Below are 13,478 nucleotides of genomic sequence, written 5' to 3'. Positions count from 1 at the left end.
GTCAGGTCCATTGGGCGTCAGGCACCTGCCATTCTCTGTCCCAGGGAATCACGGCCGCCAGATACGCCCCCATCTCGTTGAGGACCGCGGGTTCCGGGATGCGCAGCAGACCGATGACCGCCCCCGCGACCAGGCCGTACAGAATGGTCTTGCGTCCCTCCCTGCCCATCCCGCACATCGCGCTCGCCCCGAGATACAGCGTGCTGACCAGGAGGGCGGTCACCATGAAGTACACCCGCAGCTTCCAGTCCTCGGGCGGGTCCGCGGCCGTGCAGGCCACCCCGAACGCGTTCGCTGCGACCGCGACCGCGAACGGCAGGACGGCGAGAAGGGTGAGGAAGGGCAGCCGGAGGAGGGTGGTCAGCGACCAGTCGATCGCGGCTCTCACCGCTTCGACGAAGCTTCGGCCGGCGTCCCGGCAGGCCGCCGCCAGCCGATTGCCTCCGTCTCGGCAGGCCCCCGCCAACTGCTTGCCGAGGTCGACGAGCAGATCCCAGACGACCTGGGCGAGAGCGACGAGGTAGTGGCGCAGGGGAAGTCTCAGATTGCGGACCAGGGCGAGTCGTACGTCGCCCCCGGCGCCCTGCTCGGCGGCGAGGGCGGTGGCCTTGCGCGCGGCGAGGAGGCGCAGCCTGCCGGGCAGGGGCTCGGCCGCGGCCAGGCGGATCAGGTGGGTTCGGGCGCCGACCCGGCTCAACTGCGTGATGAGGTGCCGGCGCTCGTTCTCGTCCCGTCGGTCGTCGGTGACCAGGTCACTGACCGTGTCGGCCCACCATGGGGACGCCTGCTGCGAACGGCGCCCTTGCGACCGGCGCCCTTGCGACCGGCGCCCTTCGGCGGGTTGCGGAGCCCACCACGAAACCGTGTGTTCCATCAGTGAGCTGCGCGAGTTGGACGGCAGGCCGGGGTGCTTCAGCAGGGCTGTCAGCGCCGCCTCGGTCCTGGTCCGGGGTTCGGGAGACGGTGGCATTCGGTGCACGGCGGAGAAGCGGACGGCGGGCGGAGCGGAGCGGTCGTCGACGATCGACAGCAGCAGGTCCGTGATGTGGCGGCCTTTGGCGGTCGGGGCCGCCTGCAGGGCTGTCAGTCTCAGTTCGGGAGTGGCGTCGGGATCCGACGCGGCGGCCACCAGCAGCCGTTCCTGCCGCTCGCGGTCGTGGACGGCCCGCGCCGCCTCGATGCGCAGATGCACCGGCAGCCGCGGATCCTCGGCCAGTCCGGCGAGCACGACGTCGGTGCGTGGGTCGTGGGACGACGGCCGCAGCAGGCTGAGGGCCCGGATGCGGTCCTGCGGCGGCAGATCGCCGCGGATGAGCTCCGCCAGCGTCTCCGCGACCGTGCCGGGGTACCGTTCGCGCAGTTGCTCGGCCGCCAGGATCCGTGCCTGACTCGATGCGCCGGTGTCGGTCATACGGGCCACGAGGGCTTCGGTGCCCTCCGGGAGCTGCAACCGGACCATGGTCCTCGCGGCTTCGAGCCAGAGAGGCGATGCGTTCTCGGGACCCCTCGCGATCTCGACGAGAACACGCGTACCCGTCGGGTCGCCTCGGCGCACCAGTTCCTCAGCGGCCGGAACGCGGCCGTCCGCGGTGGGGTCCGCCGCCATGGCGCGCAGGACCTGGATGCCGCGCGGGTTGCCGAGGTCGGCGAGGCCGCGGGCCGCGTTCAGCCGATGCTCCAGGCTCCGGTGCCGTTCGGCCGTCTCGATGAGGATGGTGACACCCCGCCGGTCCCCCATCCGCGCCAGGGACACCGCGGCCTCGTGGTCCAGGGCGAGGGCGGCTCGGTGCAGCACGGAGATGGCGGTCTTCCGTGCGACCTCGTCGACCTTGGCACCGTCGGCGACGAGGGTGGCGATCAGGGCCGCGCCCTCGTCACGCGCGGCGAGCCTGCGCAGGGCCGGATGGAGCCCGCGTTGCCTTTTCTGCGCCCAGGCGTCGACGAGGAAGCGGACGACGGAGGTGGCCGCCGGATCGGAGTCGCGGGTGAGGCCCAGGGCCCAGGAAGGCCATCGAGGGTCGTGGCCGAAGACCAGGCGGAACTCCCTGGCGCTGAGCCGCGGGTTCCCGGCGATCCAACGCGCGGTCAGGTACTCGGCGAACGTCTGGTGGATGAAGACGAAGTCGTCGCGCCGCTGACGCAACAGGCCGCACGCGCGCAGGAGTTCGGGAAGGGCGCGGCCGGACAGCTCGGCCCAGTCGTCCTCGGACATGACCTTGCGGCCGATGGTTCTCGACCACTTGGTCAGCAGCTGCAAGGCCGAGCCGTCGGTGCCGTTGTGGCGCTCGTAGGCAAGGCGCTCCAGCAGGGCGGGCAGCTGCGCGCGGAGGCTCTTCAGTGCCGCGGCACCCGCGTCACCGTAGTCCTTGGTGGCCCTGGTCAGGAGCTGGGGCCAGGGGCTGTCGCTGCGGTTCCAGCGTCTGCCGCCCTGGGTCGCTCTGACGAACTCCCGGTACACGGCACTGCGCCCGCGCGGCAGCGGCTGGTCCTGGTCCGCTTTGAAGAGCTGGCACAGCATGGAGGCCATCAGCGGTGTCCGTGCCGGATCCGTCATCCCGGAGGCTTCGAGGCGGTCGAGGAAGAGGTCCGCCGCACGCTCCGGGTCGTCGACCTTCAGGGCCGTCAACCAGCGCGTGGCGAAGTCGGACAACTGCCGCGGATCCAGTGGCAGCAGGTCGAACCGGCGCAGTTGGGGAGGCAGTTCCTTGGCGGGCAGGGGACGCGTGGTCACCAGGAAGCGGTAGTTGTCGCCCACACTCCGCTCCCGCAGTTCGGTGATCTTCTCGATCACCCCCGCGCGAGCGTCCGAGTCGCCCACCTCGTCGAGCCCGTCGACGAGGACCAGCCAGCGTGCGGCCGGGACGGGAGGCCCGTCGAACCACTCGGGGGGCCAGCCCTGGGCCGAGGAGGGCAGGATCTCGCTGTTCACGGCCTTGACCATGGCCTTGAGTGGGAACTTTTTGGCCAGGTCGCGGGCATCCACCCGGACGGGAACCACGTCGTGCCGTTCCTCGGGCGGCTTCCATCGCGCGGCCAGCTCGGTGACGGCGTGCCGGAGCAGGCTCGACTTGCCGGCGCCGGGGGCGCCGACCAGCAGGATGTCCGCGTCCAGCCGGAACAGCTCCTCGGCCGGGATCCGCTCGTTGTCCGAGTTACGCGGTTCCCCGCCGGTGCCGTCCGCGCCGGACGCGGCCGGTTCCGTCTCCTCCGAACCGACGGACGGGCTGACGTACACCATGGACAGGGTCCGGGGCGGGTCGCCCTCGATCATGGGATACGGATGCTGTCCGTCGGCTACGGCCTGCGCACCCCTCAGGTAGTCCCGCAGCAGAGGGGTGGCCCGCCCCCACCCGCCCGCCTCCAGCTGGCTGCGGCTCAGCCGCCGTGGCCAGTCGCCCTTGAGGGCCGCCCGGTCCGCGTCCGGCGGACAGCGCGCGAGGATCTCCGCCACGGGCACCAGATGGGCACTGGAGGTGAGGTCGGAGGTGCTCAGCATGCCGCACACCGCGCCCGTACGGATGTTGATCACGGCGCTGCCGCTGTATCCCTCCCCCACGCGTCCCTCCGCGTGCGGCAGCCAGGGCGCGCCTGCCCGGTCGCTGCGCAGATCCGTGCCCTGGTAGCGCAGGGTGCCGGACTGGCCGGACCGGAAGCCGCGCAGCGGATGGCCGTAGGTCCACAACTCGTCGCCGATCCGGAGCACGCTCGAGGTGAGGACCGGCTGGAGCGGCGGTGCGGGGGTGCGCGAGGTGTCGGCGATGCGCAGCAGGATCAGGTCGAGCCCGCCGTCCCGGTCGCGGACGTAGGAGCCGGGCACGGGCTCCAGGGTCAGCTCCCGGTTGAGGGCGACGACGTGGCCGAGGACCCGCTTGGGCAGCGAGCGCTCGTCCTCGGCGACGACGTGCGCGCAGGTCGCCACCAGTCCCTCGGCGATGACGAATCCGGTGCCGATGTCACCGGACGGCGGTTCCAGCCGCACGGTCGCCGCCTTGAGGAGTCCTTCCCAGCCGGTGAGCCCGGCCGGGGTCACGGAGTCGGCGGCTGCTCCCATTCCAGCTCCACTGTGAAGGCCGAGGAGGTGCGTGCCTTGCCGATCACCGCGACGACGGATCCCGACTCGACGGCGAACTCGCAGCCGAACTGGACCCGCACGCGGGTGGCTTCGCTCTGCCGCAGCTGTGTCACCACGGCCCGCGCGGTGCTCGTCAGCCCCTCCAGCGCCTCGTCCAGACGCCTGCGGACCCGGCCCGAGATCTCCTGCTCGCCGCCGTACCTGCTGTCGAGCTCTCGTACGGCCATGTAGACCCGCTGCCCTTCCACGTCGAGCAGGATCAGGCGGTCCGTTCCGTCGGCGTGTCCTCCGTCCCGCAGGCTGTCCCCCATGGGCCCCCTCCGTGGAGTAGTTCGACGGGTACGAAGCGTAGCGCCAACTCGGGGCCGGATTCAGCCCCTTGGGGACCGGGGAACGAGCCGGCGCCCGGCCCTTCCGGGTCCGGCGCGGCGACCCGGCTGGTGATCGCGGCCTTGCCGGAGGAGCACCTCAGAGCGGGGCGCGCAGGGCCAGCAGGGCGACATCGTCGTGGTTGCCGGCGGGGCGTACGCGGCGCAGGAGCTGGTCGGTGAGCACGGTGAGGGGGGCGTGCGCCAGCGCGGCGGCGTGGCGGCGCAGCTGGTGCAGTCCCGTGTCGATGGTGTCGCCGGGGGCCTCGACGAGACCGTCGGTGTAGAGCACGAGGGTGGCGCCGGGCCGCAGCAGCGCCGTGGCGTCCGGACGCGGGATGCCCGCTCCCCCGATGCCCAGGAGCATGCCGTGGCCGGCGGTGAGGAAGTCCGCCACGCCTTCGCGGCTGATGAGCAGGGGCGGCGGGTGGCCCGCGTTGGTCCAGGAGAGCTCCCAGTGGCCGCTGCCGGCCGCGGCGATCCGGGCGAAGATCAACGTGGCCATGCTGACGTCGGTGATGTGCTCGATCGCTCCGTCCAGCCGTTCGACGATCAGGCTGGGAGGTTCGTTGTGGGACCACGCGAAGGCGCGCAGCATGTTCCGCACCTGCGCCATGCCGGCCGCCGCCTCCAGATCGTGGCCCACGACGTCTCCGACGGCCAGGGCGGTGGCTCCGTCGGACAGGGAGAAGGCGTCGTACCAGTCGCCGCCGACCTGGGAGGCATCGGGGGCGGGCAGGTAGCGGGCCACCATCTCCAGTTCGGGGACGTCCGGCATCTGCGGCAGCAGGTGGTTCTGCATGGTCTCGGCGACCTTGCGCTGGCGCTGGTACAGGCGGGCGTTGTCCAGGGCCAGACCGGCACGCCGTGCCACGTCCTCGACCAGGGCGAGGTCCGCGGTGGTGAAGGCCGCCGGCTGGGACGCGCGGCCCAGGGTGAGGGCGCCCAGCACCTCGCGTGTCCCGCGGATGGGTGCGATGGCCGCTGAGTGCATCCCGGTGGTGTGGAACAGGCGGCGCTGTTCGACCGCGATTCCGGAGTCCGGTGCGCCGCTGTAGGTCTCCGGTCCGGCGACCGTCGAGGCGACCCCGCGCAGGGCGCGGGACAAGGGCATCAGGGAGTCTTCGAGGACCCGCGGCATCGGGCCCTCCAGTTCCTCGTACCGCTGGAACCCGTCCTCGTCGGCATGGGCCACGAGGGTGCGCCACACCTCGTCCCGCTCGGTGATCAGGTCGACGATCACCCAGTCCGCCAGGCGGGGCAGGACGAGGGTCACCAGCCGCCGCAGCGTCTCGTCGGCATCGAGCGTCGAGGTCAGCTGTGCGGTGGCCTCCGCCAGCAGCGCCAGCCGCTCCAGTTCCGGCAGCGACGCCACCGCGGGTCGGGCCGGCCGGACCCGTCCCTGCGGGTCCTCGGCCACGTGGAAGATCACCAGGGTGCCGGTGCCCTGGTCACCGAGGTCGTACGGCGTGATCAGCCAGGAGATCGGCAGGAGGGTGCCGTCCGCGCGGGCGAACCAGTCGCCGTCGGCCTGGTCGGGGCGGCCGGCGTGGAACGCCTGCCGCATCGCGCACCGGCTCCTCGGCAGCGGCTCGCCGTGCGGTCCGCGATGCAGCAGATCATGCGCGTCGTAGCCGACGAGACCGGTGGCGGGCCGCGCCAGAAGTTCCTCGGCGCGGGTGTTGACCGCGAGGACGCAGCCCTTCTCGTCCACCACGTAGGCACCCGTGCCGATGGCGTCCAGTGCGGTTCTCAGCGCCTGGGACGCCTCCGGTACGGGCTGTCTCTCCAGCGACTCGGTGTGTCTCGGCCCCGCCATGTTCCGGCCTCCTCGCCGACAGGGCCGAACAGCCCGCTCGTCGCCGGCCATGTCAGCTGGGCATGGCCTGCTTCTGACGTGTACCCCCGCGGCGGGCCGCACAGCGACCAGAGGCGTGGATGATCCCGCTCCGGCACCGCGTCGCACGTACCGGCTCCGGAGGTCCGGGCACCGGCCGCGGCGTCCGTGGGCAGCTTAGGCCACGGTGGGCCCGTGGCGTCACAGCGCCCGGGCCGCGTAGGCCCTGACGTCCGCGTCCGGGTCCGTGGTGGCGGTGGCCAGTGCCGCTCGCGCGGCTTCGGTGGCGCGGTGCCGGGTCAGGGCCCGCACGGCGGCCTTGCGGACGTCGGCGTTGGGGTCGGCGAGGGACTTGGCGAGGGCGGGGACGGCGGGGCCGGGGGCGGCGGCGGACAGGGCGGTCGCGGCGCCGGCGCGGACCTGCCAGGCCGGGTCGGACAGCGCGGCCCGGGCGCGGGCGGCGAGCGGTGCCGGGCAGCCGGTGGCACCCAGTGCCTCGTAGGCTGCCGCGCGCACCAGCGCGTCGGGATCGTCGAGGAGTCCGGCGAGGGCCGAGCGGACCGTGTCCCGGTCGGGACCGGCCGGCGCCGTGTCGGCCGGCGGCTCCGCGGTCAGGGTGGCCAAGCCGCGGGCGATGGTGACCCGGACTTCGCGGGACGCGTCGGTGGTCGCCGCGCGGGCCAGCTCTCCGGCCGCGTCGACCGACACGAGGGCGCGTACCGCCGCGACGCGGACGGTGATGTCCGTGTCCGTCAGGGACTTCGCGAACAGGGCGGCGTCCCCGAGGCGCAGGACGCGCAGGGCGTCCAGCGCGACGGCACGGACGACGGGGTCGGCCTCGTGCGTGGCGGCGGCGAGGCCGTCGAGCAAAGCCGGTTCGGGGTCCAGCGTCTCCACCAGTTCGCGCAGTGAGGCGGCCGCGGCGGCCCGGACGCCGGGGTCGGAGTCGGCGAGCGCGGCGGCGAGGGCCGGTCCGGCCCCTTGCGGCACGGTCTCCGTCAGGACGGTGACGGCGGTGCGCCGCACTGCGTGCTCGGGGTCGGTGAGGTAGGGGACGAGGTCGGACAGGTGCGGCTCGTCCTCGCCGAGGGACAGCAGCTCGAGCAACCGCGGGCTGGCCGTCGCGTCGGTGCCGCCGGCGGGACGGGCGGCGTCGCCGCGGCGCGTCTGCTGACCCATCGCCACCGGTGCCGCTTCGCGTGCCCCCGCCGTCGCCACCTGCTCCGGCCGGACCTCGCCGAGAGGGCGTGAGGGGCCGCCGACCGCGGTGAACCCGTCGACCGGGACCAGATAGGGGGCCACCGGGCGGGCCGTGAACTCCATCGCTCCCGAGGGCGACTTGCGCAGGTCGAGATGGTGGAACCAGGAGGCGTCGTCGCGCCGCGGATGGTCGAGCCGGTCGTGGTAGAGGCCCCAGCGGGACTCCGTGCGGGCCAGGGACGCCCGTGCGGCCATCTCCGCGCAGTCGCGGATGAACGTGACCTCCGCGCAGCGCATCAGCTCGTGCGGGGTGCGCGCCCCTATCGCGGCGATGTCCGCGCGCATCCGCTCGAACGCCTCCAGCGCCAGTGACAGCCGGGCACCGGACTTCGGCGGAGCCACATAGTCGTTCACGAAGCGGCGCAGCTTGTACTCGACCTGGGACTGCGGCGGACCGTCGGGGTTGCGCAGCGGGCGGTAGACCAGTTCGTGCGCCTCGCGGAGCTGATCCGGCGGCAACTGCCCTTCGTAGGGCCGGTACCGTGCCGCGTCCGCGCCCGCCAGATCTCCGAAGACGAACGCGCCAATCATGTAGTTGTGTGGAACGCAGGCCAGGTCCCCGGCGGCGTACAGCCGGGGAACGGTCGTACGGCCGTGGTCGTCGACCCGTACGCCCGACGCCGAATGGCCGCCGCACAGGCCGATCTCGGAGATGTGCATCTCCACGTCATGGGTGCGGTAGTCGTGTCCGCGGCCCGCGTGGAAGGTGCCGCGGGTGGGCCGCTCGGTGGAGTGCAGGATCGACTCCAGGGCCGACACCGACTCCTCCGGGAGATGGCTGAGCTTGAGGTAGACCGGGCCGCGGTCGCTCGCCACCTCGGCGGCGAACTCGGCCATCATCTGGCCCGACCAGTAGTCGGAGTCGACGAAGCGCTGCCCGTGCCGGTTGACCTGGTAGCCGCCGAAGGGATTGGCGACGTACGCGCAGGCCGGGCCGTTGTAGTCCTTGATCAGCGGATTGATCTGGAAGCACTCGATGCCGGTCAGCTCGGCGCCCGCGTGGTACGCCATCGCGTAGCCGTCGCCCGCGTTCGTCGGGTTCTCGTACGTGCCGTACAGATAGCCGGAGGCCGGCAGGCCGAGGCGGCCGCACGCGCCGGTCGCCAGGATCACCGCGCCCGCGCGTACGGTGACGAAGGCCCCGGTGCGCGTGTGGAAGCCCGCCGCGCCGACGGCCCTCCCCGCGGCCGTCAGCACCCTGACCGGCATCACCCGGTTCTCGATGCGGATGCGCTCGCGCATCTCGCGCCGCCGCAGCTGCCGGTACAGGACCTTCTTGACGTCCTTGCCCTCGGGCATGGGCAGCACGTACGAACCCGAGCGGTGCACCTGACGGACCGCGTACTCGCCGTGCTCGTCCTTCTCGAACTTCACGCCGTACGACTCCAGTCGCTGCACCATCGCGAAGCCGCGGGTGGCGGTCTGGCGGACGGTGGACTGGTCGACGATGCCGTCGTTGGCGCGGGTGATCTCGGCCACGTAGTCGTCGGGCTCGGCGCGGCCCGGGACGACCGCGTTGTTGACGCCGTCCATGCCCATGGCGAGGGCACCGGAGTGGCGGACGTGGGCCTTCTCGAGGAGCAGGACGTCCGCGCCGTGCTCGGCGGCCGTCAGGGCGGCCATGGTGCCGGCGGTGCCGCCGCCGATGACCAGGACGTCGCAGGTCAGTTCCTCGGCGTCGCCGAGGGCGGGGATCTCAAGTGGGGTGGTCACCACGGGCCTTTCAGGTACCGAGCGAGGTGAGGAGGGTGCGGCGCAGGGCCACGCGGTCCGGGTCGTCGTGCGCCGAGCGCTCGCGCGGGCGCGGCACATCCCGTACGGCGATCAGCCGGCCGGAGCCGATCAGGGCGACGCGGTCGCCCAGGAACAGGGCCTCGTCGACGTCGTGCGTGACGAAGACGACGGTGGCGCCGGTGCCGTGCAGCACCTCCACCAGGAGGTCCTGCATGCCGGCGCGGGTCTGGGCGTCGAGCGCGCCGAACGGTTCGTCCATGAGGACGGCACGCGGCCGTCCGGCCAGGGCGCGGGCCAGCTGGGCGCGCTGGCGCTGTCCGCCGGAGACGCGGTGCGGCAACTGCCGTGCCTGGTCGGCGAGTCCGACCCGGACCAGCCAGTCGTCGGCCTGTTCCCTGCGGGGGGCGCGCGGCAGGCCCTGGATGGCGAGGGGCAGTTCCACGTTGGCGCGCAGGGTGCGCCAGGGCAGCAGGGCGTCCTCCTGGAACACCAGGGCCCGGTCCGCGCCCGGCCCGGTCACCGGCCGGCCGTCCTGCTCCACCGTCCCCTCCAGCGGGGGCAGCAACCCGGCGAAGGTGCGCAGCAGCGTCGACTTGCCGCAGCCGGAGGGGCCGACGACGGTCAGGATCTCGCCGGCCGCCACATCCAGGTCGAGGCCGGTCACGGCCGGGGCGTCCGGCCGGCCGAGCGTCGCGCCGCGCAGGGTCAGGCGGGTGCCGCGCGGGGCCGCCGGCGCGGTTCTCGGCTCTGCCGGCCTGGTCTCAGACGAGGTGCTCATCGCGTGTCTCCTCGGTCGTGGCGGGCGCGGCGGGGGACGGGGCCGCGGGGGTCCGTGCGGGCCGGGGCCGGTGGCCGGGGACGTAGGAGGTGCGCGGCAGCCACCGGGTCAGGCGGCGGCCGCCCAGCTCGACGGCGGTGGAGGTCAGCCAGCCGAGCAGGCCGATGGTGACCATGCCGACGAAGACGCCCGGGTAGTCGACGATCGTGTAGTCCTGCCAGGTGCGGTAGCCGACGCCGTACTGGCCGGAGATCATCTCGGCGGAGATCACGCAGATCCAGGACACCCCGATGCCGACGGACAGACCGCCGAAGATGCCGGGCAGTGCCCCCGGCAGCACGACCGACCCGAGGATCCGCCACCGGCCGCCGCCCATCGTGCGCACCGCCTCCTCCCACACCGGGGTCAGCGCGCGCACCGCGTGCCGGGTGGAGACGAGCACCGGGAAGAAGGCGGCGGTGAAGGTGATGAAGACGATGCCCTGTTCGTTGGAGGGGAACAGCAGGATCGCGACGGGGACCATGGCGATCGCCGGGATGGGCCGCACCACTTCGAGCAGCGGGCCGAGCAGGTCCTCGGCGAGCCGCGAGCGTGCCACGAGCACGCCGGTGGCCACGCCCACGACCGCGGCGAGCACGAAGCCCGTCACGATCCGGACGAGGCTGTCGGTGAGGTCGGTCCAGTAGTCGGGGCCGAAGACCCGGTCGGCGAAGGTCCGGGCCACGTCGGTCACCGCCGGGAACTGCGAGAAGCGCACCCACGGATCGACGTCGAAGGTGGTCAGCAGCTGCCACAGGCCGAGAGCGGCGGCCAGCGAACCGGCCCGCAGGGCGAGCCGGCCCGTCCGCCGGGGGTACCGGCTCATGACGCCCGTCCCAGGGCGTCCGTGTACGTGATCACGCGGGCGCCGCGGTGACCGGCCACGTAGGCCCGCGCGGTCTCCGGGGCGACGAAGGGCAGCAGCCGCTCGCCGTCCGCCACCCAGACGGCCTTGTCGGCGAACCACAGGGTGCCGGTGGTGGCGTCGGGGACGTACGCCGCGCGGATGCCGTCCTGGTGCCGGCCGACGTGGGCGAGGAGCTGGGCGGGGGTGGCGAAGGTCAGGGTCCGCGCGGCGCCCTCGGGCCAGACCTCGCTCGCGGCGGCGGGCGGGGTGGCGGCGAGCCGCCCGGCGTACCCGGCGCCGAGGGCCTTCTTGACGTACCGGTCGTCGACGAAGGCGTCCACGTCGATGTCGCCGGTCAGTTCGGCCGCCTTCAGGATCGCCACGTCCTGCTTGAGCGCGGACACCAGCCGGGGTTTGACGGACGGATCGAACGTGGAGATGCCGTGGGCTCCGTTGTAGAGGTAGACGACCTCGGCGGGCAGCCCGGTGGCCTTCGCGACCTTCTCGGCGGCCTGGACGGGGTGGGCGACGAGGTAATCGGTCGCCTCCGCCTGTGCCTTCAGGAACGCCTCCAGTACGGCGGGGCGTCGCTCGGCGAAGTCCTCGCGGACCGTGACGCCGTGGAAGGTGGGCAGGTTCAGCTGCGCGCCGTCGTACAGCGCCTTGGCCTTGCCCTGGTAGGCGAGCAGGCCCGGCCAGGCGACGAACTGCGACAGCGCGTCGGCGCTGCCCGCCGCGAGGGCCGAGGCGCCCACCGCGGGCTGCTGGTTGAGCTTCTCGATGCCCTCGTCCGGGTCGATGCCGGCCCGCTTCAGCGCCCGTACGAGGGTGCCGTCGGCGGCGGAGCCGACGCTGGTGGAGACCTTCTTGCCCTTCAGGTCCCTCAGTGAGCCCAGCTCGGAGTCGGGTGCGACGACGACCGTGTTGAGGCCGCCCTTGAGGTTGTAGCCGGTGACCGAGACCAGGTGGGTGGGCTTGCCCAGCTGCTTGCCGCGGGCCGCGTTGATGAGCAGCGGGAAGTCGCCCATCGAGCCGATGTCGACCTTCCCGGCGGTCATCTGCGCGGTGATGGGGGCGCCGGTGGCGTAGTCCTGCCAGTCGACCTTGTACGTCTTTCCGTCGCCGAGAGCGGCGAGTTGCTTCTCGAAGGAGCCGAGGGAGCGCAGGAGGGTGCCTGCGGTGACCGTGTTGATGGTCTTGGACTGGTATCCGACGGTGACGGTGACCGTGGAGCCGTCGCCCGCTCCGGCACTGCCGCCGCAGGCGGACAACGGGAGCAGCAGGGCGGTGGCGGCGAGTGCGGCTGTCGTGCGTCTCATGGGAGTGGGGGCCTCTCAGCGGAGCAGATAGGGCATGTTGACCGTGACGGCTCCGGTGGGACACCGGGCGGCGCACGGGCCGCAGTACCAGCACTCGTCGACGTGCATGTACGCCTTGCCGTTGGTCTCGTCGATGGCGAGGGAGTCCAGCGGGCACATGTCCACGCAGAGCGTGCAGCCGTCGATGCACTTCGACTCGTCGATGGTCACGGGCACGTCGGCCCGCTGGGGCACCAAGGGCATGGCTGTCTCCGGGAAGGGGTGGTGGGTCGTTGGTCGCCGGCGGCCGGCCGCTGGTCGCCGGTCGCCGAGGGGTGCGGCGGGGCAGGCCGCGGGGTGCTACGGGGAGCGGTGCAGCAGGCCGCTCATCGTGATGCGGTCACCGCGGAAGCGGATGAACTCCAGGTCGACGGGGCGGCCGTCGTCGAGATGGGTGAGCCGTTCCAGCATCAGGACGGCCGCGCCGCGCGGGGCCTGAAGGACGGCGGCGGAGTGGGCGTCCGCGTTCACCGCCTCCAGGGTGATCTCGGCGTGGCCGAGCCGACGGCCGGTGACGGCCTCCAGGAGGCGGAAGACGTCGGTGTTCTCCAGGTCGGCGCCGAGCAGGGCGGTGCCGATGTCGAGGGGGACGTAGGTGAGGTCGAGGGAGAGCGGAAGGCCGTTCAGGCGGCGCAGGCGTTCGATGTAGAGGACGTCGGCACCGTGCGGGACGCGCAGGCGTTCGGCGACGGGGGCCGGTGCGGGGGCGGGGCCCATGGTGCGGACCTCGTTGGTGACGTGGCCGTGCTCGCGCAGGGTTTCCCCGAGGCCCATCAGGCGGTCCAGCCCATGGGGGTACTTCTGGGCGACGACCACCGTGCCGACGCCGGGAAGGCGCTCCACGAGCCCTTCGGCGCGCAGCAGATCCAGGGCCTGGCGGACGGTGTTGCGGGAGGCCCGGTAGTCCGCGGCGAGGGTCGACTCGTGCGGCAGGGAACCGGCCGGGAAGCCGTCGGTGAGGAGCTGGTGGCGCAGGAGGTCGGCGAGCTGACGTGCCCGGTCCGCGCGCAGCCGACGCCGTGTGCGCTGAGCGGCGATGGTGGGCGCGCCCTGGCCGGCGTGGTCGCGTACGCGGTCGGTGGGGTGCATGGCCGGAACCATACCTATCCGGTAGGGAAAGGGGTGTTGCTGAAGTGTTGCGCCACCTGACGCACCGACGGATACCGCGCTGACCTGGTCTTTCGA

The 13,478-nt window shown here is 72.8% G+C and carries 9 protein-coding genes; all 9 read right to left on the bottom strand.

The window, feature by feature from the left end; translation table 11 throughout:
• Position 1: 1 nt before the first annotated feature.
• Entirely contained in the window at positions 2–4,051 is a 4,050-nt protein-coding gene (locus tag ACSU6M_RS32725) for a trypsin-like peptidase domain-containing protein (RefSeq protein WP_437074701.1), read from the bottom strand.
• Positions 4,027–4,383, bottom strand: coding sequence for a CU044_2847 family protein (locus tag ACSU6M_RS32720; RefSeq protein WP_437074700.1), 357 nt, complete (start codon positions 4,381–4,383; stop codon positions 4,027–4,029). Before ACSU6M_RS32720 ends, ACSU6M_RS32725 begins: the two co-directional genes overlap by 25 nt.
• A gap of 157 nt (positions 4,384–4,540) precedes the next feature.
• Positions 4,541–6,259, bottom strand: coding sequence for a SpoIIE family protein phosphatase (locus ACSU6M_RS32715; protein WP_437074698.1), 1,719 nt, complete (start codon positions 6,257–6,259; stop codon positions 4,541–4,543).
• A 219-nt stretch (positions 6,260–6,478) separates the two neighbouring features.
• The gene (locus tag ACSU6M_RS32710; protein WP_437074696.1) at positions 6,479–9,250 is read right to left on the bottom strand and encodes a fumarate reductase/succinate dehydrogenase flavoprotein subunit; all 2,772 of its coding nucleotides are present in this window, start codon (positions 9,248–9,250) and stop codon (positions 6,479–6,481) included.
• A 10-nt stretch (positions 9,251–9,260) separates the two neighbouring features.
• Positions 9,261–10,049, bottom strand: a complete 789-nt coding sequence (locus ACSU6M_RS32705) for an ABC transporter ATP-binding protein (RefSeq protein ID WP_437074695.1) — start codon at positions 10,047–10,049, stop codon at positions 9,261–9,263.
• Positions 10,033–10,914: an ABC transporter permease gene (locus ACSU6M_RS32700; protein WP_437074694.1), complete on the bottom strand. Its 882-nt coding sequence runs from the start codon at positions 10,912–10,914 to the stop codon at positions 10,033–10,035. Before ACSU6M_RS32700 ends, ACSU6M_RS32705 begins: the two co-directional genes overlap by 17 nt.
• On the bottom strand, positions 10,911–12,254 hold the full coding sequence (locus ACSU6M_RS32695; protein ID WP_437074692.1) for an ABC transporter substrate-binding protein: 1,344 nt from the start codon (positions 12,252–12,254) through the stop codon (positions 10,911–10,913). Before ACSU6M_RS32695 ends, ACSU6M_RS32700 begins: the two co-directional genes overlap by 4 nt.
• Before the next feature lie 15 nt (positions 12,255–12,269).
• Positions 12,270–12,497 (bottom strand): 4Fe-4S dicluster domain-containing protein, encoded by a 228-nt coding sequence (locus tag ACSU6M_RS32690; protein ID WP_351802318.1) that lies wholly within the window; start codon positions 12,495–12,497, stop codon positions 12,270–12,272.
• 96 nt (positions 12,498–12,593) lie between these two features.
• A complete protein-coding gene (locus tag ACSU6M_RS32685; protein ID WP_437074690.1) occupies positions 12,594–13,382 on the bottom strand; it encodes a GntR family transcriptional regulator in 789 nt (262 codons plus the stop codon).
• Between the last annotated feature and the right edge of the window lie 96 nt (positions 13,383–13,478).

Origin of the sequence: Streptomyces sp. enrichment culture (assembly GCF_964272895.1) — a bacterium.
Lineage (GTDB): Bacteria > Actinomycetota > Actinomycetes > Streptomycetales > Streptomycetaceae > Streptomyces.
Note: the sequence above shows the minus strand (reverse complement) of the source record. Positions and strands in the feature narration are given on the sequence as shown.

What these genes read in the sequence shown, in the direction of transcription:
- ACSU6M_RS32725 (WP_437074701.1), bottom strand. Translation starts at nt 4,051, where the DNA reads ATGGGAGCAGCCGCCGACTCCGTGACCCCGGCCGGGCTCACCGGCTGG.
- ACSU6M_RS32720 (WP_437074700.1), bottom strand. Translation starts at nt 4,383, where the DNA reads ATGGGGGACAGCCTGCGGGACGGAGGACACGCCGACGGAACGGACCGC.
- ACSU6M_RS32715 (WP_437074698.1), bottom strand. Translation starts at nt 6,259, where the DNA reads ATGGCGGGGCCGAGACACACCGAGTCGCTGGAGAGACAGCCCGTACCG.
- ACSU6M_RS32705 (WP_437074695.1), bottom strand. Translation starts at nt 10,049, where the DNA reads ATGAGCACCTCGTCTGAGACCAGGCCGGCAGAGCCGAGAACCGCGCCG.
- ACSU6M_RS32700 (WP_437074694.1), bottom strand. Translation starts at nt 10,914, where the DNA reads ATGAGCCGGTACCCCCGGCGGACGGGCCGGCTCGCCCTGCGGGCCGGT.
- ACSU6M_RS32695 (WP_437074692.1), bottom strand. Translation starts at nt 12,254, where the DNA reads ATGAGACGCACGACAGCCGCACTCGCCGCCACCGCCCTGCTGCTCCCG.
- ACSU6M_RS32690 (WP_351802318.1), bottom strand. Translation starts at nt 12,497, where the DNA reads ATGCCCTTGGTGCCCCAGCGGGCCGACGTGCCCGTGACCATCGACGAG.
- ACSU6M_RS32685 (WP_437074690.1), bottom strand. Translation starts at nt 13,382, where the DNA reads ATGCACCCCACCGACCGCGTACGCGACCACGCCGGCCAGGGCGCGCCC.